At 60.6% G+C, this 24,650-nt stretch carries 22 protein-coding genes; 11 read left to right on the forward strand and 11 right to left on the reverse strand.

Annotation, left to right across the window (positions count from 1 at the left end):
* Positions 1–19: 19 nt before the first annotated feature.
* From rseP to rpsB, 8 genes are all read right to left on the reverse strand, one after another.
* Positions 20–1,372 carry a sigma E protease regulator RseP gene (rseP, locus tag BMH52_RS23920; RefSeq protein ID WP_014717233.1) on the reverse strand — a complete coding sequence of 451 codons (1,353 nt, stop codon included), beginning with the start codon at positions 1,370–1,372 and terminating at the stop codon, positions 20–22.
* 53 nt (positions 1,373–1,425) lie between these two features.
* Complete coding sequence (gene ispC / locus BMH52_RS23925) at positions 1,426–2,616, reverse strand: 1-deoxy-D-xylulose-5-phosphate reductoisomerase (RefSeq protein ID WP_019817859.1); 1,191 nt, start codon at positions 2,614–2,616, stop codon at positions 1,426–1,428.
* On the reverse strand, positions 2,613–3,419 hold the full coding sequence (locus BMH52_RS23930; protein ID WP_032903249.1) for a phosphatidate cytidylyltransferase: 807 nt from the start codon (positions 3,417–3,419) through the stop codon (positions 2,613–2,615). The genes ispC and BMH52_RS23930 overlap by 4 nt, the downstream gene beginning before the upstream one ends.
* A complete protein-coding gene (gene uppS / locus BMH52_RS23935; protein WP_003189167.1) occupies positions 3,420–4,175 on the reverse strand; it encodes a polyprenyl diphosphate synthase in 756 nt (251 codons plus the stop codon).
* Positions 4,176–4,192: 17 nt separating this feature from the next.
* Positions 4,193–4,750: a ribosome recycling factor gene (gene frr / locus BMH52_RS23940; protein WP_003189163.1), complete on the reverse strand. Its 558-nt coding sequence runs from the start codon at positions 4,748–4,750 to the stop codon at positions 4,193–4,195.
* The gene (pyrH, locus tag BMH52_RS23945; RefSeq protein WP_003189161.1) at positions 4,747–5,490 is read right to left on the reverse strand and encodes a UMP kinase; all 744 of its coding nucleotides are present in this window, start codon (positions 5,488–5,490) and stop codon (positions 4,747–4,749) included. The genes frr and pyrH overlap by 4 nt, the downstream gene beginning before the upstream one ends.
* 211 nt (positions 5,491–5,701) lie before the next feature.
* Positions 5,702–6,565 carry a translation elongation factor Ts gene (tsf, locus tag BMH52_RS23950; protein ID WP_003189160.1) on the reverse strand — a complete coding sequence of 288 codons (864 nt, stop codon included), beginning with the start codon at positions 6,563–6,565 and terminating at the stop codon, positions 5,702–5,704.
* A gap of 191 nt (positions 6,566–6,756) precedes the next feature.
* The gene (gene rpsB / locus BMH52_RS23955; protein WP_003189158.1) at positions 6,757–7,494 is read right to left on the reverse strand and encodes a 30S ribosomal protein S2; all 738 of its coding nucleotides are present in this window, start codon (positions 7,492–7,494) and stop codon (positions 6,757–6,759) included.
* Positions 7,495–7,881: 387 nt separating this feature from the next.
* Here rpsB and map point away from each other — a divergent pair, with 387 nt between their 5' ends.
* The 3 genes from map (at position 7,882) to dapC (ending at position 12,774) form a co-directional block, all read left to right on the forward strand.
* Positions 7,882–8,664: a type I methionyl aminopeptidase gene (map, locus tag BMH52_RS23960; protein WP_003189156.1), complete on the forward strand. Its 783-nt coding sequence runs from the start codon at positions 7,882–7,884 to the stop codon at positions 8,662–8,664.
* 64 nt (positions 8,665–8,728) lie between these two features.
* Positions 8,729–11,431, forward strand: a complete 2,703-nt coding sequence (locus BMH52_RS23965) for a [protein-PII] uridylyltransferase (protein ID WP_014717230.1) — start codon at positions 8,729–8,731, stop codon at positions 11,429–11,431.
* Between the two features lie 143 nt (positions 11,432–11,574).
* Positions 11,575–12,774, forward strand: a complete 1,200-nt coding sequence (gene dapC / locus BMH52_RS23970; RefSeq protein ID WP_060767066.1) for a succinyldiaminopimelate transaminase — start codon at positions 11,575–11,577, stop codon at positions 12,772–12,774.
* An 11-nt stretch (positions 12,775–12,785) separates the two neighbouring features.
* Here the strand turns inward: dapC and BMH52_RS23975 are convergent, their stop codons facing one another.
* Positions 12,786–14,429 carry a Na+/H+ antiporter gene (locus tag BMH52_RS23975; protein WP_073845271.1) on the reverse strand — a complete coding sequence of 548 codons (1,644 nt, stop codon included), beginning with the start codon at positions 14,427–14,429 and terminating at the stop codon, positions 12,786–12,788.
* 279 nt (positions 14,430–14,708) lie between these two features.
* Between BMH52_RS23975 and BMH52_RS23980 the strand changes: the two genes are divergently transcribed.
* From BMH52_RS23980 to BMH52_RS23995, 4 genes are all read left to right on the forward strand, one after another.
* The gene (locus tag BMH52_RS23980) at positions 14,709–15,017 is read left to right on the forward strand and encodes an arsenate reductase (RefSeq protein ID WP_229999207.1); all 309 of its coding nucleotides are present in this window, start codon (positions 14,709–14,711) and stop codon (positions 15,015–15,017) included.
* A 31-nt stretch (positions 15,018–15,048) separates the two neighbouring features.
* Positions 15,049–16,083 carry a 2,3,4,5-tetrahydropyridine-2,6-dicarboxylate N-succinyltransferase gene (gene dapD, locus BMH52_RS23985; protein ID WP_014717226.1) on the forward strand — a complete coding sequence of 345 codons (1,035 nt, stop codon included), beginning with the start codon at positions 15,049–15,051 and terminating at the stop codon, positions 16,081–16,083.
* Positions 16,084–16,150: 67 nt separating this feature from the next.
* Entirely contained in the window at positions 16,151–17,356 is a 1,206-nt protein-coding gene (locus BMH52_RS23990) for an aminotransferase class V-fold PLP-dependent enzyme (RefSeq protein ID WP_073845273.1), read from the forward strand.
* Positions 17,353–17,760: a SufE family protein gene (locus BMH52_RS23995; RefSeq protein ID WP_073845275.1), complete on the forward strand. Its 408-nt coding sequence runs from the start codon at positions 17,353–17,355 to the stop codon at positions 17,758–17,760. The genes BMH52_RS23990 and BMH52_RS23995 overlap by 4 nt, the downstream gene beginning before the upstream one ends.
* Positions 17,761–17,883: 123 nt before the next feature.
* On the opposite strand, the gene tcdA is transcribed toward BMH52_RS23995, so the two are convergent.
* Positions 17,884–18,693, reverse strand: a complete 810-nt coding sequence (tcdA, locus tag BMH52_RS24000) for a tRNA cyclic N6-threonylcarbamoyladenosine(37) synthase TcdA (protein ID WP_019817865.1) — start codon at positions 18,691–18,693, stop codon at positions 17,884–17,886.
* Between the two features lie 217 nt (positions 18,694–18,910).
* Here tcdA and BMH52_RS24005 point away from each other — a divergent pair, with 217 nt between their 5' ends.
* The 4 genes from BMH52_RS24005 to BMH52_RS24020 all read left to right on the forward strand — a co-directional run bounded on the left by BMH52_RS24005 (position 18,911) and on the right by BMH52_RS24020 (position 24,151).
* The gene (locus tag BMH52_RS24005) at positions 18,911–21,502 is read left to right on the forward strand and encodes a glycosyltransferase (RefSeq protein ID WP_014717222.1); all 2,592 of its coding nucleotides are present in this window, start codon (positions 18,911–18,913) and stop codon (positions 21,500–21,502) included.
* Between the two features lie 256 nt (positions 21,503–21,758).
* Positions 21,759–22,910, forward strand: a complete 1,152-nt coding sequence (gene dapE, locus BMH52_RS24010; RefSeq protein WP_073845277.1) for a succinyl-diaminopimelate desuccinylase — start codon at positions 21,759–21,761, stop codon at positions 22,908–22,910.
* Positions 22,910–23,719 carry a putative RNA methyltransferase gene (locus BMH52_RS24015; RefSeq protein WP_073845279.1) on the forward strand — a complete coding sequence of 270 codons (810 nt, stop codon included), beginning with the start codon at positions 22,910–22,912 and terminating at the stop codon, positions 23,717–23,719. The genes dapE and BMH52_RS24015 overlap by 1 nt, the downstream gene beginning before the upstream one ends.
* A gap of 54 nt (positions 23,720–23,773) precedes the next feature.
* Positions 23,774–24,151 carry a hypothetical protein gene (locus BMH52_RS24020; protein WP_014717220.1) on the forward strand — a complete coding sequence of 126 codons (378 nt, stop codon included), beginning with the start codon at positions 23,774–23,776 and terminating at the stop codon, positions 24,149–24,151.
* A gap of 137 nt (positions 24,152–24,288) precedes the next feature.
* Here the strand turns inward: BMH52_RS24020 and BMH52_RS24025 are convergent, their stop codons facing one another.
* Positions 24,289–24,498: a cold-shock protein gene (locus tag BMH52_RS24025; RefSeq protein WP_003189131.1), complete on the reverse strand. Its 210-nt coding sequence runs from the start codon at positions 24,496–24,498 to the stop codon at positions 24,289–24,291.
* Positions 24,499–24,650: the final 152 nt, after the last annotated feature.

Consider the following 24,650-nt stretch of genomic DNA (forward strand, 5'->3'; position numbering starts at 1 on the left):
TTCGCAATTCAGCGAAGCGTTACAGACGTCCCAGATCGTTGACCAGGGCTAACAACATCACCCCGACCACCAAACTGATACCAATCTGTATCCCCCAACCCTGCACCCGATCCGACAAGGGGCGACCACGCACCCACTCGACCAGATAAAACAGCAGATGCCCCCCATCCAATACTGGAATGGGCAGCAAATTCAGAACCCCAAGGCTAATACTCAGATAAGCCAGGAAATTCAGGAAATCCGCGACACCCGACTGGGCAGAAGCGCCCGCCACTTTAGCAATGGTTATCGGTCCACTCAAGTTTTTTACCGAGAGCTCACCGAACAACATTTTCTTGAGGGATTCGAGGGTCAGCACGCTCATGGTCCAGGTGCGTTTCGCACCCTCGCCAATCGCGGCCAAAGGCCCGAAACTGACCTCTCGCACCATCGATGGCGGCCATTCGACACCTTTGACCCCGGCACCCAGGTATCCCCCGGCCGCCTTGGCTTCCCCTCGCACCGACAAGGTCACGGGGACGTCGATTTGAGCACCCTCGCGCTCAACTTTCAGCACAATTTTGGTATCAGGACGCACACGCACAAGGTCGACCACCTGCTGCCAGTCACCCAGCGCCTGGCCATCAAGGGCCAACAGGCGATCACCGGTTTTCAGGCCAGCAGCCTGGGCCGGCCCCTTTGGATCGAGTTCGGCCAGCACCGGCGGCAAGGCCGGACGCCAAGGGCGGATCCCCAGGGATTTGATCGGATCGGGCTCATCGGCGCCCTTGAGCCAATGGTCCAGCGCCAATGCCCGCGGGGTTTCGGCGCTGGAGTCCTGATCACGCACCACCACATTGACGGTGCCGCTTTCACCCAGGCGACGCACCAACTGCAAATTGACCGCGCCCCACCCTGTGGTGGGTTCGCCATCAATCGATACAATTTCCTGCCCTGCCGTCAGGCCCGCCTTGGCCGCGATGCTGTCGGCTTCGACCGCGCCAATGACCGGGCGCACCTGCTGGCTGCCCAGCATGGCCAAAACCCAGAAGAACACCATCGCCAACAGGAAGTTGGCAATCGGCCCCGCCGCGACAATCGCGATACGCTGACGAACGGTCTTGCGATTGAAGGATTGGTCCAACTGGTCTGCAGGCACTTCGCCTTCGCGCTCATCGAGCATCTTGACGTAGCCGCCCAACGGGATAGCAGCAATGACAAACTCAGTGCCGCGGCGGTCATGCCAGCGCAACAACGGCATGCCGAAACCGACGGAAAAGCGCAATACCTTGACGCCGCAACGACGCGCGACCCAGAAGTGGCCGAATTCGTGGAAGGTCACCAACACACCCAGAGCAACCAGGGTGCCGACAATCATGTAGAGCGCACTCATCTAATTTCTCCGCATCTCAATCCAATGCCTGAAGACTCAAACCTGCCCACGGCCTAACCCGCATTGCGATCCAACCATTGCCCAGCCAGGGCTCGGGCCTTGGTGTCAGCCTCGAACACCGCCTCCAGGTCATTCACTGCCACTACCGGCTCACGCGCCAGGACGTCCTCGATGATACTCGCGATCTGCGGAAAGCGGATGCGCCGTTCAAGAAACGCCGCCACGGCCACTTCGTTGGCCGCGTTAAGCATCGCCGGGGCACTGTTACCCGCCTCGGCCGCTTGCCGCGCCAGGCGCAAACAAGGGAAACGCTGCTCGTCTGGAGCTTCGAAGTCCAGGCGCGCAATTGCAAACAGGTCCAACGGTGCTACGCCGGAATCAATCCGCTCAGGCCACGCCAAGGCGTTGGCGATCGGTGTGCGCATGTCCGGGTTACCCAACTGCGCCAACACCGAGCCATCCACGTAATCGACCAGGGAATGGATCACACTTTGTGGATGAATGACCACCTCAACCTGGTCAGGCCGCGCATCGAACAGCCAGCATGCCTCGATCAACTCCAGGCCCTTGTTCATCATGCTCGCCGAATCCACGGAGATTTTGCGCCCCATGGACCAGTTCGGGTGAGCGCATGCCTGATCGGGAGACACATGGTCCAGCTCGGCCGACGGAGTCTGGCGGAATGGGCCACCCGATGCCGTCAGCAAAATCCGGCGCACGCCGACCTGGCTCAAGCCGCGGGCAAAATCACCGGGCATGCACTGGAAGATGGCGTTGTGCTCGCTGTCCAGAGGCAGCAGCACCGCGCCGCTCTTACGCACCGCTTGCATAAAGAGTGCGCCGGACATGACCAAGGCTTCTTTGTTGGCCAGCAGGATTTTCTTGCCAGCATCGACTGCCGCCAAGGTCGGGCGCAAACCGGCTGCACCGACAATCGCCGCCACGACGGTATCCACGTCCGCATCGGCCGAGACCTGGCACAACCCTGCCTCGCCGACCAATACCTGAGTAGCCAGCCCGGCAGCCCGCAGATCCTCTTGCAGATTACGAGCCGCAGCCGCCTCAGGCACCACGGCAAAGCGCGGCGAGTGACGCACGCACAAGGCCAGCAACTCGCGCAAACGCGTGAAGCCGGTCAGGGCGAAAACTTGATAGCGATCGGGGTGACGCGCTATGACATCAAGGGTACTGAGCCCGACCGAGCCGGTCGCGCCCAGCACCGTAACCTGCTGCAGGCGGCTCACGAAGCGATCATCCACAACAGCACGGCAAAAATAGGCAGCGCAGCGGTGAGACTGTCGATACGGTCAAGCACACCGCCATGGCCTGGCAGCAGGTTACTGCTGTCCTTGATGCCCGCCTGGCGTTTGAACATGCTCTCGGTAAGGTCGCCCACCACCGAGATGAAGACGACAATAGCCGTCCCCAGCAAGGCCAGAAGCACTTCCTTTACCGACCAGTCACGCACCACACCGACCACCAAGGTGATCAGCAGCGTCAAGGCCAGGCCGCCGTATACGCCTTCCCAGCTCTTGCCGGGGCTTACGGCCGGGGCCAGCTTGCGTTTGCCAAAGGCTCTACCCGAGAAGTAGGCACCAATGTCAGCACCCCATACCAACACCATTACAGCCAGGATCAATTCGTTGCCCAGCGGGTAACGCTTGATTTCCACCAGCCCTTGCCAGGCCGGCAACAGGATCGCCAGGCCGATCACCAGCTTGCAGGCCACGCTGGACCATTGGCCACTGGTGCGTGGATAGGTGAGTACCAGGAACGTCGCCAACGCCCACCACAACACTGCTGCTCCCAGCACCCAGGGCGCGATGTCCGGCAGGATGTACATGAAGAACAACAACAGCGCGACCACGGCGGCGTAGGCCACACGCGGCAACTGGTTGACGAAACCTGCCAGGCGCGCCCATTCCCACGCCCCAAGGGTCACGACCAAGCCGATGAACAGCGCAAAGCCGGAACCGTCGAGCAGGAAAAAACCGCACAAGGCAATCGGCAGCAGGATCAGCGCCGTGATGATTCGTTGTTTAAGCATTTAAACCCGGGCTCCAGCTTCGATCTGCTCGCTCGTTTTACCGAAACGACGCTGACGGGAAGCGAAATCGGCCAGTGCATTACGCATGGCATCGTGTTTGAAGTCCGGCCAGAACAGGTCGGAGAAGTACAGCTCGGTGTAGGCTAGCTGCCACAGCAGGAAATTGCTGATGCGATGCTCGCCACCGGTACGAATGCACAAGTCCGGCAACGGTAGGTCGCCGGTCACCAGGCAGGTTTGCAACAGTTCGGGCGTGATGTCGTCCGGGCGCAGATGGCCGGCCTGCACTTCGCGGGCCAGCCGCTGTGCAGCCTGGGCGATATCCCACTGGCCACCGTAGTTGGCTGCGATCTGCAGTACAAAACGGTTACTGCCGGCAGTGATGGCCTCGGCTTCGCGCATGGCCGTTTGCAGCTCCGGATGGAACCGCGAACGATCACCAATGATGCGCAGACTGATGTTGTTGTCATTGAGGCGCTTGGCCTCACGACGCAAGGCCTTGAAGAACAGGTCCATCAAGGCGCTGACCTCATCGGCGGGCCGCTGCCAGTTCTCACTGGAGAACGCGAACAAGGTCAGCACTTCGACCTTGGCCTCGGCGCACACTTCAATCACCGCCCTTACCGCGTCAACACCCGCTTTATGCCCGGCAACACCCGGCATAAAGCGTTTTTTCGCCCAGCGATTATTCCCATCCATGATGATCGCGACATGGCGCGGCACCACGGAGGGCACAGTCTGCTTGGTCTTTTCCATGAAGGCGTCCTGACCCCTTATACGGCCATCAGGTCCTTTTCTTTTTCTTCGGTCGCCTTGGTAATCTGGGCTTCGGCGTCCTTGGTCAGCTTGTCGATATCAGCGACGGCACGGCGCTCTTCGTCTTCGCTGATTTCCTTATCCTTGACCAGTTTCTTCAGGTCGCCCAGCGCATCGCGGCGGATGTTACGCACGGCAACGCGCGCATCTTCAGCAGCACTGCGCGCCTGCTTGGTGAAGCCCTTTCGGGTTTCTTCGGTCAGGGCTGGCATGGAGATCAGCAGCAACTCGCCCAGGTTGGTCGGGTTGAGGTTCAGGCCGGCACTCTGGATAGCCTTGTCGACAGCCGCGAGCATGTTGCGCTCGAAGGCCACAACTTGCAGGGTGCGCGAATCCTTCACGGTCACGTTGGCTACACCGCTCAGCGGGGTGTCGGAACCGTAGTAAGGCACCATCACGCTGCCCAGGATGCTTGGGTGCGCCTTGCCAGTACGGATCTGGCCAAAGGCGTGGCTCAAGGATTCCAGGGATTTCTGCATACGCGCCTGGGCGTCTTTCTTGATTTCGTTGATCATTGTTGGCCTTCCTCGATCAGAGTCCCTTCTGCGCCGCCGTGTACGATATTCAGCAGGGCGCCGGGCTTGTTCATGTTAAATACGCGCAGCGGCATCTTGTGGTCGCGGCACAGGCAGATAGCGGTCAGGTCCATGACACCCAGCTTGCGATCCAGTACTTCATCGTAGGTCAGATGATCGAACTTCTCGGCATGCGGGTCTTTGAATGGGTCTGCAGTGTAAACGCCATCCACCTTGGTCGCTTTCAACACCACGTCGGCATCGATTTCGATAGCACGCAGGCATGCGGCCGAGTCGGTGGTGAAGAACGGGTTACCTGTGCCAGCGGCAAAGATCACCACTTCCTTGGAGTTCAGGTGGCGCATGGCTTTGCGGCGATCATAATGATCGGTCACGCCAACCATGGAAATAGCCGACATCACAATGGCCGAGATATTGGCGCGCTCCAAGGCGTCGCGCATGGCCAGGGCGTTCATCACAGTGGCCAGCATGCCCATGTGGTCGCCGGTAACCCGGTCCATACCGGCAGCACTGAGTGCCGCACCGCGGAACAGGTTGCCACCACCAATCACCAGGCCGACCTGCACACCGATACCGACCAATTGGCCGACTTCCAGCGCCATGCGGTCAAGCACCTTGGGGTCGATCCCGAACTCTTCCGAGCCCATCAGGGCCTCGCCGCTGAGCTTGAGTAGAATGCGTTTATAGCGAGCCTGATAACCACTGCCCTGCTGAGCCATTGCGAATCTCTCCTGCGGCGTATTTTTTAAAAATTCTTGGCGAGCCGTTTTACGGCTTGCGTTCACTCTAGCTGGACGCTGTCACAGCGCCATCGGAACACGGCTTTGTAAGCCAGTTCCGAGAGGAAACCAAATAAAATTGGCCTTCCCATTTGAAAAGAGGCTGCGCGCGTGAGCGGGCAGCCTCTTTCGGCGACAGTTTGGAACTGTCTTATTGCTTGGCGGCAGCCAGCTGGGCAGCAACTTCTTCAGCGAAGTTGTCGACCGGCTTCTCGATGCCTTCGCCTACTTTGAAGTAAGTGAAGGAAACGATTTCAGCACCGGCTTTCTTGGCCAGTTCGCCAACCTTGATTTCAGGGTTCTTGACGAACGCCTGCTCAACCAGGCTTGCTTCAGCCAGGAACTTGCTGATGCGGCCTTTAATCATGTTTTCAACGATGTTCTCTGGCTTGCCGGCGATCTTGTCGGCGTTAAGGCTCAGGAACACTGCTTTTTCACGTTCGATTGCGTCGGCAGACACTTCCGAAGGCAGCAGGAACTCAGGGTTGCTTGCAGCAACGTGCATTGCGATGTCTTTAGCCAGCTCAACGTCGCCGCCTTTCAGAACAACTGCAACACCGATCTTGTTGCCGTGCAGGTAACCACCAACAACATCACCTTCAACGCGAACCAGGCGACGGATGTTGACGTTTTCGCCAACCTTGCCGACCAGTACCAGGCGATCAGCTTCTTGAGCTTCGATCAGTGGAGCGGCGTCAGTCATTTTCTCGGCGAACGCTTTTTCAACGCTGGCAGCAACGAATGCCTTGAAGTCATCCTGCAGAGCCAGGAAGTCGGTCTGGGAGTTCACTTCCAGCAGAACGGCGGATTTGCCGTCTTCTTTCAGAGCGATAGCGCCTTCAGCAGCCACGTTGCCTGCTTTCTTGGCAGCCTTGATGGCGCCGGAAGCACGCATGTCATCAATGGCTTTTTCGATGTCGCCGCCGGCCTTGGTCAAGGCCTTTTTGCAATCCATCATGCCTTCGCCGGTACGCTCACGCAGTTCTTTAACCAACGCCGCAGTAATCTCTGCCATTTCAAAATCCTCTTGGATAGGTTTTCAACCATTCCACCCGATCAAACGGGCGATCAATTCTTCCCGAATCTCCGTTGTAGGCCGCTGCACGTTACAAACAATGTAGCTGCGCTGCCGACAAATGGTTTTCGAGGTGGCAAAAAGGGGGCCAAGCCCCCTTTTTGCTTACTGAGTCAACGCCAGGGCGTCAGTTACTCAGCGGCAGCTACCGGAGCTTCTTCAACGAACTGCTCGGTACCGCCAGCAACGTGGTTGCGGCCACGGATTACAGCGTCAGCCATCGAACCCATGTACAGCTGGATAGCGCGGATTGCGTCATCGTTGCCTGGGATGATGTAGTCAACGCCTTCCGGGCTGCTGTTGGTATCGACTACGCCGATAACCGGGATGCCCAGCTTGTTGGCTTCGGTGATCGCGATGCGCTCGTGATCAACGTCGATCACGAACAGTGCGTCAGGCAGACCGCCCATGTCCTTGATACCACCCAGGGAACGATCGAGCTTTTCCAGATCACGGGAGCGCATCAGCGCTTCTTTCTTGGTCAGCTTGGCGAAAGTACCGTCTTCGGCTTGTACTTCAAGGTCACGCAGACGCTTGATGGAAGCACGGATGGTTTTGAAGTTGGTCAGCATGCCGCCCAACCAGCGGTGATCGACGTACGGCGAACCGCAACGTGCTGCTTCTTCAGCAACGATCTTGCCAGCGGAACGCTTGGTGCCGACGAACAGGATCTTGTTTTTGCCCTGCGCCAGACGCTCTACGAAAGTCAGCGCTTCGTTGAACATTGGCAGGGTTTTTTCAAGGTTGATAATGTGAATCTTGTTACGCGCGCCGAAAATGTACTTACCCATTTTCGGGTTCCAGTAACGGGTCTGGTGACCGAAGTGCACACCGGCCTTCAGCATATCGCGCATGTTGACTTGGGACATGATAGTTCCTTAATAAGTCGGGTTTGGCCTCCACGTATCCCAATGACCAACCAGCGGCATCAAGGCCTCCGGCACCCAGGTCATCGTGTCGACACGTGTGTGGATTTAAGCTTTGCGGGGTATCCCCGGAAAGCGGCGCATTTTATACCACAGCATCGGCAAAAACGAAACCCGCAATCACATTTGCCGGTCGCCGCCTTTGCGTAAGCCCTTGAATACAGCCAACATGCCTCTACCTCATAGAGAGAAGCGATCACCAGACGCGCATGATTTGCCAGCATCGTCTGTTAGAATCGCGTTTTTTGGGACTTGCGCGAATGTTGTAACCCTTTGTCGCGCCCCCGTGAACCGTATTGATTTCAGCGCGTCGCGCTAGAGAGAGCCTGTATGACCGTTACCTTGAAAACCGCCGAAGACATCGCAGGCATGCGCGTTGCCGGCAAACTGGCTGCCGACGTGCTGGAAATGATCGCCGAACACGTCAAGCCCGGCGTCACCACCGAAGCGCTGGACCGTATCTGCCACGACTATATAGTCGACGTGCAAAAAGCCATCCCTGCCCCGCTGAATTACAAAGGTTTCCCCAAGTCGATCTGCACCTCGATCAACCACGTGGTCTGCCACGGCATTCCGGGCGACAAACCACTGAAAGACGGCGACACCCTGAACATCGACGTCACGGTGATCAAGGATGGTTACCACGGCGATACCAGCCGCATGTTCCACGTCGGTAACGTGCCGGTGTGGGCCGAGCGCCTGTCCCAGGTCACCCAGGAATGCATGTACAAGGCCATCGAGATCGTCAAACCCGGCTGCCGCTTGGGTGACATTGGCGAAGTGATCCAGAAGCACGCGGAAAAGAACGGCTTCTCGGTGGTGCGCGAATTCTGCGGCCATGGTATCGGCAAAGTGTTCCACGAAGAGCCGCAGATTCTGCACTACGGCCGTGCGGGCACCGGCATGGAACTCAAGGCCGGCATGACCTTCACCATCGAACCGATGATCAACCAGGGCAAGGCCGACACCAAGGTGTTGGGCGACGGTTGGACCGCCATCACCAAGGACCGCAAGCTCTCGGCCCAGTGGGAACACACCCTGCTGGTCACCGACACCGGTTATGAGATCTTCACCCTGCGCGCCGACGACACCATCCCACGCGTTTCGGCCTGAAGGCTGCCCAGGTTTTCCCACAGCGTGTTGTGACTGACTGATAGATAGAAAGGAAAGCCGATCGATGCCCCAGGTGGATCCCGAACTCTTCGACCGTGGCCAGTTCCAGGCCGAGCTGGCATTGAAGGCAAGCCCCATCGCCGCCTTCAAGAAGGCCATCCGCCAAGCCCGCGAGGTGCTCGATGCGCGCTTTCGCAGTGGCCGGGATATTCGCCGCCTGATCGAAGACCGCGCCTGGTTCGTCGATAACATCCTGCAAAAGGCCTGGGAGCAGTTCAATTGGAGTTTCGACGCCGATATCGCCCTGGTGGCGGTCGGCGGCTACGGTCGCGGCGAACTGCACCCCTACTCCGACATTGACCTGCTGATCCTGCTGGACAAAGCCGATCACGAGACCTTTCGCGATTCCATCGAGCGCTTTCTGACGTTGCTGTGGGACATCGGCCTGGAAGTCGGCCAGAGCGTACGCTCGGTGGACGAATGCGCGGAAGAGGCCCGTGCGGACCTGACGGTGGTCACCAACCTGATGGAAAGCCGCACCATCTGTGGCCCCGAGCGCCTGCGCCAGCGCATGCTCGAAGTCACCAGCACCGCGCACATGTGGCCAAGCAAAGACTTTTTCCTGGCCAAGCGCGCCGAACAAAAAGCCCGGCACCACAAGTACAACGACACCGAATACAACCTGGAACCCAACGTCAAAGGCTCACCGGGCGGGCTGCGGGATATCCAGACGATTTTGTGGGTAGCGCGCCGCCAATACGGCACGCTGAACCTGCGCGCCCTGGCTGGCGAAGGCTTTCTGGTGGAGAGCGAAAACACTCTGCTGGCCTCGTCCCAGGAATTCCTGTGGAAGGTGCGCTACGCCCTGCACATGCTGGCTGGTCGTTCCGAAGACCGCCTGCTCTTCGACCACCAGCGCTCTATCGCTACCCTTCTGGGCTTTGAAGGCGAAGATGCGAAGACCAGCATTGAAAGCTTCATGCAGCAGTACTACCGGGTGGTCATGAGCATTGCTCAGCTCAGCGACTTGATTATCCAGCACTTCGAAGAAGTGATCCTGGCTCCCGAAGATGAAGCGCCGCCGCAGCCGATCAACGCGCGTTTCCAACTGCATGACGGCTATATCGAAGCGCGTAACGACAACGTGTTCCGCCGCACACCGTTCGCCATGCTGGAAATCTTTGTGTTGATGGCCCAGCAGCCGGAGATCAAAGGCGTGCGCGCTGACACCATCCGCTTGCTGCGGGAAAACCGTCACCTGATCGACGACGACTTTCGCAACGATATCCGCAACACCAGCCTGTTTATCGAGCTGTTCAAGTGCCGCATCGGCATCCATCGCAACCTGCGGCGCATGAACCGCTACGGCATTCTCGGGCGCTACCTGCCGGAGTTCGGCTTTATCGTCGGGCAGATGCAACACGACCTGTTCCATATCTATACCGTCGATGCCCACACCCTGAACCTGATCAAGCATCTGCGTAAGTTGCAGTACACCCAGGTGTCAGAGAAATTCCCGCTGGCCAGTAAGCTGATGGCCAAGCTGCCCAAGCCCGAGTTGATTTACCTGGCCGGCTTGTACCACGACATCGGCAAGGGCAGGCATGGCGACCACTCGGAGATCGGCGCGGTCGATGCCGAAGCCTTCTGCCAGCGCCACCAGTTGCCGGTGTGGGACAGCCGCCTGATTGTCTGGCTGGTGCAGAACCACCTGGTGATGTCGACCACGGCCCAGCGCAAGGACTTGTCCGACCCGCAGGTGATCCACGACTTTGCCGGCATCGTCGGCGATGAAACCCGCCTGGATTACCTGTATGTGCTGACCGTCTCCGACATCAACGCCACCAACCCGACGCTGTGGAACTCCTGGCGCGCCAGCCTGTTGCGCCAGCTATACACCGAGACCAAGCGCGCCCTGCGCCGTGGCCTGGAGAACCCGGTGGACCGCGAAGAGCAGATCCGCCGCACCCAAAGCGCAGCCCTGGATATCCTGGTGCGCGGCGGTAACGACCCGGACGACGTCGAGCAACTCTGGTCGCAACTGGGTGACGATTACTTCCTGCGCCACACCGCCGGCGACGTGGCCTGGCACAGCGACGCGATCCTGCAGCAACCCGCCGATGGTGGCCCGTTGGTCTTGATCAAAGAAACCACCCAGCGCGAATTCGAAGGCGGCACGCAGATCTTCATCTACGCCCCCGACCAGCACGATTTCTTTGCCGTGACCGTGGCGGCCATGGACCAGCTCAACCTGAACATCCATGACGCCCGGGTCATCACCTCCAGCAGCCAGTTCACCCTCGACACCTACATCGTGCTCGACACCGACGGCGACTCGATTGGCGATAACCCGGCGCGGGTGAAAAAGATCCGCGAAGGTCTTACCGAAGCCCTGCGCAACCCCGACGACTACCCCACCATCATCCAGCGCCGGGTGCCGCGCCAGCTCAAGCACTTTGCCTTTGCGCCCCAGGTGACCATCTCCAACGACGCACAGCGACCGGTGACGGTGCTGGAGCTCAGCGCACCGGATCGCCCGGGCCTGCTGGCACGCATCGGCGGGATTTTCCTGGAGTTCGACCTGTCGTTGCAGAACGCCAAGATTGCGACCCTGGGCGAGCGTGTGGAAGACGTGTTCTTTATCACCGATGCCGATAACCAGCCGCTGTCCGACCCGCAGCTGTGCCTGCGTTTGCAAGCGGCGATCGTGGAGCAATTGAGCGTGAGCCAGGAACCCGGCGTCGAGCTGACACGCCTGACCATTTGAATTTTTAACTTTGTGAACAGGAGTCATGTGGGAGCTGGCTTGCCTGCGATGCAGACACCTCGGTGCGTCAGGTCGACCGCAGTGAGGCCATCGCAGGCAAGCCAGCTCCCACAGGATCCGCGCTCACCGTGACAGAGGCTTATATGAACAACGCCCTTAACCAGTTGCAGCCCTACCCCTTCGAGAAACTGCGCGCTCTGCTCGGCAGCGTGACGCCGAACCCGGACAAGCGCCCGATTGCGCTATCCATCGGCGAGCCCAAGCACACCTCACCGGCCTTCGTTGCCGAGGCCTTGAGCAATAACCTCGATCAAATGGCGGTGTACCCCACCACCTTGGGTATTCCGGCCCTGCGCGAAGCCATCGGCGCCTGGTGCGAACGTCGCTTCAACGTGCCCAAGGGCTGGCTGGACCCGGCACGCAACATCCTGCCGGTCAACGGTACGCGCGAGGCGCTGTTTGCCTTCACCCAGACCGTGGTCAACCGTGGCGACGACGCGCTGGTGGTGAGCCCCAACCCGTTCTACCAGATCTACGAAGGCGCCGCGTTCCTGGCCGGGGCCAAGCCGCATTACCTGCCGTGCCTGGACAGCAATGGCTTCAACCCGGACTTCGACGCCGTCTCCCCCGACATCTGGAAACGTTGCCAGATCCTGTTCCTGTGCTCCCCAGGCAACCCGACCGGCGCGCTGATCCCGGTCGACACCCTGAAAAAACTCATCGCCCTGGCCGACGAATATGACTTCGTCATCGCCGCCGACGAGTGCTACAGCGAGTTGTACTTTAACGAGCAAACCCCACCGCCGGGCCTGCTCAGCGCCTGCGTCGAGCTGGGGCGCCAGGACTTCAAGCGTTGCGTGGTGTTCCACAGCCTGTCCAAGCGCTCCAACCTGCCAGGCCTGCGCTCAGGCTTCGTGGCCGGCGACGCCGAGATCCTCAAAGCCTTTTTGCTGTACCGCACCTACCACGGCTGCGCGATGCCCGTGCAAACCCAGCTTGCAAGCATTGCGGCCTGGCAGGACGAAGCCCACGTACTGGCCAACCGTGACCTGTACCGCGAGAAGTTCGACGCGGTGCTGGCGATCCTCAAGCCGGTGCTGGACGTGCAAAGCCCGGACGGCGGCTTTTACCTGTGGCCGAATGTAGAGGGTGACGACGCCACTTTCTGCCGCGATTTGTTCGTGGAAGAACATGTGACGGTGGTGCCGGGCTCTTACCTGTCGCGCGAAGTGGACGGCTTTAACCCTGGCGCGGGGCGTGTGCGCCTGGCATTGGTTGCGCCGTTAGCCGAATGCGTGGAAGCGGCTGAGCGGATTCGCGACTTTATCCAGCGTCGCCGTTAAGGGCCTACCGGTCACTTCATGTGACCCAAATTCGCCTCGCTCATATCCAACTCCGCCAACACCTCCCTCAACACGTCATCACCAATCTGGTGATGACGGCTCAAGCTGTACAACTCCAACCGTTGCGCGCGTAGGGCCTTGAGCCGCAGCTTGCGCTCCAATTGGTCCATCTGCAGCGCCAGCGCCTGGGCTTCAGCCGAATCATTAAACACATCCAACTGATGACGATACTCCGCCATCAGCCGCGCCTTGAGCTCGGTGGCCAGCGCAGCTTGAGCGGCATCCGGGGTTTCGGCTTCGGCGGGTTCCTGGGCCTCCAGCGCATGGATCGCCGCCACGGCGGTCTTCTTCCAGGCTTCGCGCACTTCGTTGTGGCGCTTCTCATCCGGGCCTTTTTCGACACCACGCAGCAGTAACGGCAGCGCGATGCAGGCAGCGACCAGCGACAGCAGGATCACCCCGGCAGCGATAAAGATCAGCAGGTCACGCTCAGGGAAATCCTGGCCCGGCGCCAGCAACAAGGGCACCGACATGACGCCCGCCAGGGTCACCGCTCCGCGAACACCGCCGACGGTCAGTAACCAGCAGGAGCGGGCCGTCGGCACCAGGGTCAGCGCGCTTTTGCCACGCAGCCTGCGCAGCAACCCCGACAGCCGCCAGATGCTCTGCACCCAGATAAAGCGCAATACCACCAGCACCAGGAAGATCGCCACCACATCCAGGCAGCGATACATCAAGGTGGGCCACAGCGTGGTTTCATGACTGACCACAGCCTTGATGATGTCCGGCAATTGCAGGCCGAGCAGCAGGAAAATCAGGCCATTGAAGGCAAACTCCAGCAGCGACCAGACGCTGCGGTTGAGCAAACGCGTGCTGGTCTGGCGCGGCAGCAGGTCGAGCCAGCTTTGCATCATGCCCGCCGCCACCGCCGAGAGAATGCCGGACGCGCCCAGGCGTTCAGCCAGTACGTACGCAGCAAAGGGCAGCAGCAACATGAACACCACATGGGTCGCCGGGTCATCCCAACCGCGCGCGATCATCCAGGCGCGCAGGCGGCCGACCAGCCAGCTCAGCGCCACGCCGATCGCCAACCCACCCACTGCCACCAGTACAAACGTCAGGCTGGCATCCGCCAGGGAAAAGACCCCGGTCAACGCCGCGGCCAGGGCGAACTTGAAAGTCACCAGGCCCGACGCGTCATTCATCAAGGCCTCGCCCTGGAGCATGTGCATCAGCGGCTTGGGCAAACGGTTCTGGGAAATGGCCGATACCGCCACGGCGTCCGTCGGGGATAAAACCGCTGCCAGGGCAAAGGCCACCGGCAAGGGGATCGAGGGCAGCAACCAATGAATAAAGTAACCAGCGCCCACCACGGTGAACAGCACCAGCCCCACCGCCAACGTCAGGATCGGACCACGCAGGCGCCACAACTCGCGCTTGGGCATGCGCCAACCATCGGAAAACAACAGTGGCGGCAGGAACAGAAACAGGAACAGCTCCGGGTCCAGCGCCACATGCAGCCCCAACGTGGGCCAGGCCAGCAAGGCGCCGGCGGCGATCTGCACCAGGGGCAACGGCATTGGGATGATGCGCCCGACCAGGCGCGAAAGGCTGACCAGCATCAGCAGGATAAGGACGGTGTAGGCGGTTTGCATAACGCGGGTTTCCCGGACAATCGGCTTGCAAAGACACATCAGGCAACAACTGGCCGTTGAAGTGCCATATTACCCGGCTATGTTACCTGGCTATGTTACTCGCCTATGCTGCGCACTGGCACTTTGCGCAAAAGTCGCACGCTGTTGACGAGCGGCGCCGAAACCCGCTGGTCGTGGCATAATCGGCGATCTTTCATTTTCATACGTCCAAAGGGGGGCAATTCCTTGAGTGCTTCAAGCAAAACCTTGCACCTTTTCGGCATCAAAGCCTGCGACACCATGAAAAAGGCGCGCACCTGGCTCGATGAGCACGGGGTGAGCTATGAGTTCCATGACTACAAAACGGCCGGTATCGACCGTGAACACTTGACCCAATGGTGCAATGAGCACGGTTGGCAGGTGGTTTTGAACCGTGCGGGCACCACCTTTCGCAAACTCGAAGACGAACGCAAAGCCGATCTCGATCAGTCGAAAGCCATTGAATTGATGCTCGCACAACCCTCGATGATCAAGCGCCCGGTGCTCGATCTCGGTGACAGAACCCTGATTGGCTTCAAGCCAGATAGTTATTCGGCGGCCCTCAAGTAGGCCAGCCTTCCATTTTTGTAGAGGTAACAGCATGTCCAATTCCCTGTTCAGCCTGGGCTTCGGCGTCGGCACTCAGAACCGCCAAGGTGCTTGGCTGGAAGTGTTTTACGCACAACCCTTGCTCAACCCGTCGGCTGAAATCGTTGCCGCCATCGCACCGATCCTCGGTTACACCGAAGGCAACCAGGCGATCACCTTCACCGTGAGCCAGGCCCTGCAACTGGCCGACGCGCTCAAAGGCGTCGATGCTACCCAGGCCGCCCTGCTCAGCCGCCTGGCCGAAAGCCACACGCCGCTGGTCGCGACCTTGCTGGCCGAAGACGCAGCGCTGACCTCCACGCCTGAGGCCTACCTCAAGCTGCACCTGCTGTCCCATCGTTTGGTCAAGCCCCACGGCCTGAGCCTGGCCGGGGTGTTCCCGCAGTTGCCGAACGTGGCCTGGACCAGCCAGGGCGCCATCGACATCAACGAACTGGCCGAGCGCCAACTGGAAGCGCGCCTGCGTGGCGACCTGCTGGAAGTGTTCTCGGTGGACAAGTTCCCGAAAATGACCGACTACGTCGTACCGGCTGGCGTGCGTATCGCTGACGCTGCACGTATCCGCCTGGGCGCGTACGTAGGCGAAGGCACCACCGTGATGCACGAAGGCTTCGTCAACTTCAACGCGGGCACCGAAGGCCCGGGCATGATCGAAGGCCGCGTATCGGCGGGCGTATTCGTCGGCAAGGGCTCGGACCTGGGCGGCGGTTGCTCCACCATGGGCACCCTGTCGGGCGGCGGCAATATCGTGATCAAGGTGGGCGAAGGCTGCCTGATCGGCGCCAACGCCGGTACCGGTATCCCATTGGGCGACCGCAACACCGTGGAGTCGGGCCTTTACATCACCGCCGGCACCAAGGTTGCCCTGCTGGATGAGCAGAACCAACTGGTCAAGGTGGTCAAGGCGCGTGAGTTGGCTGGCCAGCCAGACCTGCTGTTCCGTCGTAACTCCGAGACCGGTGCCGTGGAGTGCAAAACCCACAAATCGGCCATCGAACTGAACGAAGCGCTGCACGCTCACAACTAAGCAGCCACTCGATGCCACTAGCGGCCGCACCTTCGGGGGCGGCTCGCTTATACGAGTCTTGATCACCATGCTTGTGCCCTCCCCCTGGCGCGCCGATTTCCCGGCCATCGCCACCCTGCAACGGCAAGACCAGACCTATCTGGACAGCGCCGCGACCACGCAAAAACCCCAAGCCCTGCTGGATGCCATCAGTCATTACTACGCCAATGGCGCAGCCAATGTGCACCGTGCTCAGCATTTGCCCGGAGCCCATGCGACCCAGGCGTTCGAAGACAGCCGCAGCAAGGTCGCGCAGTGGTTGAACGCAGGTGACAGCGGGCAGGTCGTGTTTACCCACGGCGCAACCTCTGCGCTGAACCTCCTGGCCTATGGCCTGGAGCACTTATTCAATGCGGGCGATGAGATTGCCATCAGCGCCCTGGAACACCACGCCAACCTGTTGCCCTGGCAGCAATTGGCCAAACGCCGCGCACTCACACTGGTGGTCTTGCCTCTGGACGATGACGGCGTCATCGACCTGGACGCCGCGGCCAGCTTGATTGGCCCACGCACACGCTTGCTGGCGGTGAGCCAGTTATCCAACGTGCTCGGTGCCTGGCAGCCGCTGCCAGCCTTGCTGACGATGGCCCAGGCACACGGCGCCCTCACGGTGGTGGACGGCGCCCAAGGCATCGTCCATGGCCGTCACGACGTGCAGGCCCTGGGCTGCGACTTCTACGTATTTTCCAGCCACAAACTCTACGGCCCGGACGGCGTGGGTGTGCTGTATGGCCGTAATGAGGCCCTGCACCACCTGCGCCACTGGCAGTTCGGCGGCGAGATGGTGCAACAGGCCGACTACCACAGCGCCAGCTTTCGCCCCGCGCCGCTGGGTTTCGAGGCCGGCACTCCTCCGATTGCCAGTGTGATCGGCCTGGGCGCGAGCCTGGATTACCTGAGTTCACTGGATCCCTCGGCGGTGATCGCCCACGAAGCCGCCCTGCATGACTACCTGCTGCGTGGGCTTAAGGCCCGCAATGGCGTACGCGTGCTGGGATCGCCGCAGGTGGCGCTGGTGAGTTTTGTGGTGGCGGGCGTGCACAACGCCGACCTCGCCCACCTGCTGACCGAGCAAGGCATTGCTGTGCGTGCCGGTCACCACTGCGCAATGCCGCTGTTGAAGGCGATGAATCTGTCAGGCGCCATCCGCGTTTCACTGGCGCTCTACAACGATTCCGACGACCTGGAGCGCTTTTTTGAAGCGTTGGACCAGGCGCTGGACATGCTGCGATGAGCTTGCCGCTGGAGGCACACGCCGCACTGCAAGCCTTCCAGGCCATTGGCAGTTGGGAGCAGCGCGCCCGGGTGCTGATGCAATGGGGTGAACGCTTGCCCGCCCTGGCCGATGATGAAAAGGTCGACGCCAACCTGGTGCAAGGTTGCGAAAGCCTGGTGTGGCTGGTGGGGCGTTTGCAGGACGGCCATTGGCAGTTTACGGCGAGCAGCGAGGCGCGGATGATTCGTGGGTTGGTGGCGTTGCTGCTGGCGCGGGTCAATGGGCTGTCGGCTGATGAACTGCAAGCGGTTGACCTGCCTGACTGGTTCAATCAACTGGGCTTGTCGCGCCAGTTATCGCCGTCGCGCAGCAATGGCTTGAATGCCGTACTGCAACGCATGCGAGACCTGACGCGTACATAGAAATAATGTGGGAGCTGGCTTGCCTGCGATAGCGGCGAATCAGTCAGTATTTTCAGTGGCTGACACACCGCTATCGCAGGCAAGCCAGCTCCCACAATTTGGATCTATGTTCGGCAATGAGATTTAGCTGGGTTTGATGCGCTCCGACGGCCTGCGCACTCCCGCCACGATCTTGTCTACCGCCTTGGTGGCCGCCACCATGCCGAACGTGGCTGTGACCATCATCACCGCGCCAAACCCGCCCGCGCAGTCCAGCTTCACGCCATCACCGACAAAACTCTTCTGCAGGCAGATGCTGCCATCGGGCTTGGGGTAGCGCAGTTGCTCGGTGGAAAACACGCACGGCACGCTGTAATGACGGGTCACCGTGCGCGAGAAGCCATAATCGCGGCGCAAGGTAGAGCGCACTTTCGAGGCCAACGGGTCATTGAAGGTGCGGTTCAGGTCACACACCTGGATCAGCGTGGGGTCAATCTGCCCACCGGCGCCGCCGGTGGTGATGATCTGGATCTTGCGGCGCTTGCACCAGGCAATCAGCGCCGCCTTGGCGTTGACCGCGTCGATGCAGTCGATCACACAGTCGATAGTCGGCGTGATGTACTCGGCCATGGTATCGCGGGTGACGAAGTCTGCCACCGCGTGCACGGTGCAATCGGGGTTGATGCCGCGCAGGCGCTCAGCCATCACTTCGACCTTGGGCTTGCCCACGGTGCTGTCCAGGGCATGCAACTGGCGGTTGCTGTTGCTGACGCAGACATCGTCCAGGTCAAACAGCGAAATCTCACCCACCCCGCAGCGGGCAATCGCTTCTGCCGCCCAGGAACCCACGCCGCCGACGCCGACAATCGCCACATGGGCCGCTTTCAAGCGTTCCAGGCCCTCAAGGCCGTACAAGCGGGCAACGCCTGCAAACCGCGGATCTTCTGTACTCATCATCATTACCCCAAAAACCGGCGCGCATTATAGGGCTACGCAGCAGCAAGTTTTAAGCTACAAGTTACAAGTGAAGAACTTAGATGGAGTTTCGCAGACTAACGTCCGGCTTTTCTCTGTCTGCTGTACGCTCAGGGAAGGGCCGGTGTAGGATGCGCGCCGTTCGGCGCAGGCCGACACCTCTTTCGTTCCGCACCCTTTGGAACCCGACATAACCATGGCATCGCGTAAATTTGGACTCAACCTGGTGGTGGTGCTGGCAATTGCCGCGCTGTTCACCGGTTTCTGGGCGCTGATCAACCGCCCGGTCACCGCTCCCAACTGGCCCGATCAGATCTCCGGTTTTTCCTACTCGCCGTTCCAGCAAGGCCAGTACCCGCAGAAAGGCCAGTACCCTACCGACGAACAGATGCGTCAGGACCTTGCGATCATGAGCAAGCTGACGGACAACATCCGTACCTACTCGGTGGACGGCCCCCTGGGCGATATTCCGAAGCTGGCCGAAGAGTTTGGCCTGCGCGTGACCCTGGGGATCTGGATCAGCCCGGACCTTGAGCGTAACGAGCGGGAGATCCAGCGCGCTATCGAGATCGCCAACACCTCGCGCAGTGTCGTGCGCGTAGTGGTGGGCAACGAAGCGTTGTTCCGGGAAGAAATCACCCCCGAAGCCCTGATCGTGCTGCTCGACCGCGTGCGCGCCGCCGTGAAAGTCCCGGTGACCACCTCCGAGCAATGGCACATCTGGGAAAAGAACCCGCAACTGGCCAAGCACGTCGACCTGATCGCCGCGCACATCCTGCCATTCTGGGAATACATCCCAATGGACAAGGCCGGCCAGTACGTCCTGGACCGCGCCAAGGACCTGAAGAAAGCCTTCCCGAAAAAGCCACTGCTGCTGTCGGAAGTGGGCTGGCCGAGCAACGGCCGTATGCGCGGCGGCAATGAATCGTCGCCGGCAGACCAGGCGATTTACCTGCGCACACTGGTCAACAAGCTCAATCGCCAGGGTTACAACTACTTCGTGATCGAGGCCTTCGACCAGCCGTGGAAGGTCAGCGATGAAGGTTCGGCGGGTGCGTATTGGGGTGTATTCAACGCCGCGCGCCAGCAGAAATTCAATTTTGACGGCCCGGTGGTGGCGATTCCGCAATGGCGGGTACTGGCCATCGGTTCAGTGGTGCTTGCGCTGCTGTCCCTGACCCTGTTGATGATCGATGGCTCGGCCCTGCGCCAGCGTGGCCGTACCTTCCTGACCTTTATTGCGTTCCTGTGCGGGTCGGTGCTGGTCTGGATCGGCTACGACTACAGCCAGCAATACAGCACCTGGTTCAGCGTGACGGTCGGTGTGTTGCTGGCACTCGGCGCCCTGGGCGTGTTCATTGTGTTGCTGACCGAAGCCCATGAGCTGGCAGAAGCAGTCTGGACCCACAAGCGTCGGCGTGAATTCCTGCCCGTGGAAGGCGACTCGGACTACCGCCCGAAAGTGTCGATCCACGTGCCGTGCTACAACGAGCCGCCGGAAATGGTCAAACAGACCCTCGACGCCCTGGCCGCCCTCGACTATCCGGACTACGAAGTCCTGATCATCGACAACAACACCAAGGACCCGGCGGTGTGGGAGCCGGTGCGCGATTACTGCGAAACCCTGGGCCCGCGCTTCAAGTTCTTCCACGTCGCGCCCCTGGCCGGTTTCAAGGGCGGCGCGCTGAACTACCTGATCCCGCACACCGCCAAGGATGCCGAAGTGATCGCGGTGATCGACTCGGACTACTGCGTATCGCCCAACTGGCTCAAGCACATGGTGCCGCACTTCGCCGACCCGAAAATCGCCGTGGTGCAGTCGCCCCAGGATTACCGCGACCAGAACGAAAGCACCTTCAAGAAGCTCTGCTACGCCGAATACAAGGGCTTCTTCCATATCGGTATGGTCACCCGTAACGACCGCGACGCGATCATCCAGCACGGCACCATGACCATGACCCGCCGCTCGGTGCTCGAAGAGCTGGGCTGGGCCGACTGGTGCATCTGTGAAGACGCCGAGCTGGGCCTGCGCGTGTTCGAGAAAGGCTTGTCGGCGGCGTACTACCACGACAGCTACGGCAAGGGTTTGATGCCGGATACCTTTATCGACTTCAAGAAACAGCGTTTCCGCTGGGCCTATGGCGCGATCCAGATCATCAAGCGCCACACCGCCAGCCTGATACGGGGCAAAGACACCGAGCTGACCCGCGGTCAGCGCTACCACTTCCTCGCGGGCTGGTTGCCGTGGGTGGCCGATGGTATGAACATCTTCTTTACCGTCGGCGCCCTGTTGTGGTCTGCGGCGATGATCATCGTGCCGACTCGGGTCGACCCGCCATTGCTGATTTTCGCGATCCCGCCGTTGGCGTTGTTCGTGTTCAAGGTCGGCAAGATCATCTTCCTCTACCGTCGTGCGGTAGGCGTGAACTTGAAAGATGCGTTCTGCGCGGCCCTGGCCGGTTTGGCGTTGTCCCATACCATCGCCAAGGCGGTGCTGTATGGTTTCTTCACCACCAGCATTCCGTTCTTTCGCACGCCGAAAAACGCCGATAACCACGGCTTCTGGGTGGCCATTTCCGAAGCCCGCGAAGAAATGTTCATCATGCTGCTGCTGTGGGGCGCGGCGCTGGGGATCTACCTGGTGCAAGGCCTGCCGAGCAACGACATTCGCTTCTGGGTGGTGATGTTGCTGGTGCAGTCGCTGCCCTATGTGGCGGCGCTGATCATGGCGTTCTTATCGTCGCTGCCCAAACCTTCGGCGGCGCCCGAGCCCGCACCGGCGGCGTAAAAAGTGACGCAATGCACTAAACGGCGGCCCTTGGCCGCCGTTTTGCTATAAGATAACGGCCCTTTTGTGAGACTTGGCCTGGCCCAATTCTATGTGGGAGCTGGCTTGCCTGCGATACAGACGCCGCGGTCTGACAGGCACACCGCAGCGATGCTATCGCAGGCAAGCCAGCTCCCACATTGGAGTTGCGTCGCTCCAGGCTCTGTATTTCCACATTCGTCCTGCGCCCCATCACACGCTTTCCGGAGTTCCCCCCATGACGGCCCATGCCGACCTTTCGCCGACCCTTCAACTGGCCATCGACCTGATCCGTCGCCCGTCGGTCACGCCGATCGATGCCGATTGCCAGAAGCTGATGATGCAGCGCCTGGGCGACGCCGGTTTTGCGCTTGAACCGATGCGCATCGAAGATGTGGACAATTTCTGGGCCACCCATGGCAAGCATGAAGGTCCGGTGCTGTGCTTTGCCGGTCACACCGACGTGGTGCCGACCGGTCCGGTACAGGCCTGGCAGAACGACCCGTTCGACGCGTTGATCGATGAAAACGGCATGCTCTGTGGCCGTGGCGCGGCTGACATGAAAGGCAGCCTGGCGGCGATGCTGGTGGCAGCGGAACGTTTCGTCACCGACTACCCGGACCACAAGGGTTCGGTCGCCTTCCTGATCACCAGCGACGAAGAAGGCCCGGCGCACCATGGCACCAAGGCGGTGATCGAACGTCTGGCCGCGCGCAAGGAACGCCTGGACTGGTGCATCGTCGGCGAACCGTCGAGCACGACCCTGGTGGGCGATGTGGTCAAGAACGGCCGTCGTGGCTCCCTCGGTGCCACCTTGACCGTGCGCGGTGTACAGGGCCATGTGGCTTACCCGCATCTGGCGAAGAACCCGATCCACCTGGCTGCGGCGGCCCTGGCTGAATTGGCTGCCGAGCATTGGGATGACGGCAACGCCTTCTTCCCGCCGACCAGTTTCCAGATTTCCAACCTCAATTCGGGTACCGGCGCCACCAACGTGATCCCCGGCGACCTGACGGCGGTATTCAACTTCCGCTTCTCTACCGAGTCCACCGTCGAGGGCCTGCAACAGCGGGTCGCGGCGATCCTGGATAAACATGGCCTGGACTGGCATGTGGAGTGGGCGCTATCGGGCCTGCCGTTCCTCACCGAGCCGGGTGCGCTGCTGGATGCGGTATCTGCCAGTATCAAGGCGATCACCGGGCGTGAGACCAAGGCATCCACCAGCGGCGGTACCTCCGATGGGCGCTTTATCGCCACGCTGGGCACCCAGGTGGTCGAGCTGGGCCCGGTCAACGCGACGATCCACCAGGTCAACGAACGCATCCTGGCCAGCGACCTCGATGTGCTGACCGAAATCTACTACCAGACCCTGATCAAGTTGCTCGCCTGATGCTTGCCTGCCCCATTTGCAGCGCACCGCTCAATGCGGTGGACAATGGCGTGGCGTGCCCGGCCGGGCACCGTTTCGATCGCGCGCGCCAGGGTTACCTGAACCTGTTGCCGGTGCAGCACAAGAACAGCCGCGACCCAGGCGATAACCTGGCCATGGTCGAGGCGCGCCGCGACTTCCTCAACGCCGGGCACTACGCCCCGGTGGCCAAGCGCCTGGCCGAACTGGCCGCCGAGCGTGCACCGCAGCGCTGGGTCGACATTGGGTGTGGCGAGGGTTACTACACCGCGCAAATTGCCCAGGCCCTACCCCACGCCGATGGCTATGCCCTGGATATCTCCAAGGAAGCGGTCAAGCGCGCGTGCAGACGCAACCCGGCGCTGACCTGGTTGATCGCCAGCATGGCCCGCGTGCCATTGGCCGATGCCAGCTGCCAGTTCCTCGCCAGCGTGTTCAGCCCGTTGGATTGGCAAGAGGCCAAGCGCCTGCTCAGTCCCGGCGGCGGTTTGATGAAGGTCGGCCCGACCAGCGGCCACTTGATGGAACTGCGCGAGCGTCTTTACGACGAGGTACGCGAGTATACCGACGATAAACACCTGGCCCTGGTGCCGGATGGCATGCACCTGGCACACAGTGAAACACTGGAATTCACCCTGAGCCTGGCCGAAGCCCAGGACCGCGCCAACCTGCTGGCGATGACGCCCCACGGCTGGCGAGCCAGTGCCGAGCGCCGCCACGAGGTGATCGAGGCGGCCGAGCCGCTGCAGGTCACGGTGTCGATGCGTTACGATTATTTCGTGCTTCAATGACTGACGTTCACCCACCCGCGAATGGATTTTCGAATCCCGCAACGAGGAACATCCATGCGCCAACCCGATATTGAGATTTACCTGAAGGACGCCGACGTCGATCACAAGGCCATCGCCGCCTGGCTGGGTGCCGCCCTGGGCCCGTGCACCGACTGGGTCCAGAAAGGCCAGACCTACAAGTGCAAGGCCGGCAGCGTGCCGGTGACCTGGCTGCCCAAGGCGGTGGGCAAATGGAACAGCCTGTACCTGGAAAGCGACCAGACCCCGTGGGACGACGACATCGCCTGCGCCCGCGCCGCGTTTGCCGCACTGAACGTCGAAGTGCGCTGCGCGCCGGGCACCTGGGTTGAAGAAGAGGGTGAGGAAAGTGCCGACACCTGGATTCGCATCAGCGTAGACGGTGAAGAACAGATCACTTGGAAAACCGCCTGACAGCCCATTGCCAACCCAATCAATGGGGGAGCTGGCTTGCCTGCGATGCAGACACCTTGGTCTATCAGTCAGACCACAGTGATGCTATCGCAGGCAAGCCAGCTCCCACAGTTGATTGGGTTATCAAGACCAAGTTGTTACAGGCCGACCACATCCTCCGCCTGCAAGCCCTTCTCGCCGGTCACCACGGCGTATTCCACCTGCTGGCCTTCGGCCAACGAGCGGTGGCCTTCACCGCGAATGGCGCGGTAGTGCACAAACACATCCTTGCCATCTTCACGCTGGATAAAGCCGTAGCCCTTTGCATCGTTGAACCACTTCACATTGCCGGTTTCACGCGTTGTCATCTGTTCACTCCCACTGGTTTTTTTATTGTTGAGTCGCTCGCATTGAACTGCCGAGTATAAGACAGGCTCAAAAACCATCAACTCAACTTTACATCGCTGCTTTTTTGCCGATTTTCGGCGAATACGGCACACTACCCGCCCGAGCGCCTGCT

It is taken from the genome of Pseudomonas sp. BTN1 (assembly GCF_001907715.1).
GTDB lineage: Bacteria > Pseudomonadota > Gammaproteobacteria > Pseudomonadales > Pseudomonadaceae > Aquipseudomonas > Aquipseudomonas paracarnis.

Coding starts and splice junctions, on each gene's coding strand:
- pyrH (WP_003189161.1), bottom strand. CDS start 5,490: ATGGCTCAGCAGGGCAGTGGTTATCAGGCTCGCTATAAACGCATTCTA.
- BMH52_RS23930 (WP_032903249.1), bottom strand. CDS start 3,419: ATGCTTAAACAACGAATCATCACGGCGCTGATCCTGCTGCCGATTGCC.
- BMH52_RS23995 (WP_073845275.1), top strand. CDS start 17,353: ATGAGCTTGCCGCTGGAGGCACACGCCGCACTGCAAGCCTTCCAGGCC.
- dapD (WP_014717226.1), top strand. CDS start 15,049: ATGTCCAATTCCCTGTTCAGCCTGGGCTTCGGCGTCGGCACTCAGAAC.
- rpsB (WP_003189158.1), bottom strand. CDS start 7,494: ATGTCCCAAGTCAACATGCGCGATATGCTGAAGGCCGGTGTGCACTTC.
- BMH52_RS24015 (WP_073845279.1), top strand. CDS start 22,910: ATGCTTGCCTGCCCCATTTGCAGCGCACCGCTCAATGCGGTGGACAAT.
- BMH52_RS24005 (WP_014717222.1), top strand. CDS start 18,911: ATGGCATCGCGTAAATTTGGACTCAACCTGGTGGTGGTGCTGGCAATT.
- uppS (WP_003189167.1), bottom strand. CDS start 4,175: ATGGAAAAGACCAAGCAGACTGTGCCCTCCGTGGTGCCGCGCCATGTC.
- BMH52_RS23980 (WP_229999207.1), top strand. CDS start 14,709: ATGAAAAAGGCGCGCACCTGGCTCGATGAGCACGGGGTGAGCTATGAG.
- BMH52_RS24020 (WP_014717220.1), top strand. CDS start 23,774: ATGCGCCAACCCGATATTGAGATTTACCTGAAGGACGCCGACGTCGAT.
- BMH52_RS23990 (WP_073845273.1), top strand. CDS start 16,151: ATGCTTGTGCCCTCCCCCTGGCGCGCCGATTTCCCGGCCATCGCCACC.
- tcdA (WP_019817865.1), bottom strand. CDS start 18,693: ATGAGTACAGAAGATCCGCGGTTTGCAGGCGTTGCCCGCTTGTACGGC.
- rseP (WP_014717233.1), bottom strand. CDS start 1,372: ATGAGTGCGCTCTACATGATTGTCGGCACCCTGGTTGCTCTGGGTGTG.
- BMH52_RS24025 (WP_003189131.1), bottom strand. CDS start 24,498: ATGACAACGCGTGAAACCGGCAATGTGAAGTGGTTCAACGATGCAAAG.
- map (WP_003189156.1), top strand. CDS start 7,882: ATGACCGTTACCTTGAAAACCGCCGAAGACATCGCAGGCATGCGCGTT.
- BMH52_RS23975 (WP_073845271.1), bottom strand. CDS start 14,429: ATGCAAACCGCCTACACCGTCCTTATCCTGCTGATGCTGGTCAGCCTT.
- dapC (WP_060767066.1), top strand. CDS start 11,575: ATGAACAACGCCCTTAACCAGTTGCAGCCCTACCCCTTCGAGAAACTG.
- frr (WP_003189163.1), bottom strand. CDS start 4,750: ATGATCAACGAAATCAAGAAAGACGCCCAGGCGCGTATGCAGAAATCC.
- dapE (WP_073845277.1), top strand. CDS start 21,759: ATGACGGCCCATGCCGACCTTTCGCCGACCCTTCAACTGGCCATCGAC.
- BMH52_RS23965 (WP_014717230.1), top strand. CDS start 8,729: ATGCCCCAGGTGGATCCCGAACTCTTCGACCGTGGCCAGTTCCAGGCC.
- tsf (WP_003189160.1), bottom strand. CDS start 6,565: ATGGCAGAGATTACTGCGGCGTTGGTTAAAGAACTGCGTGAGCGTACC.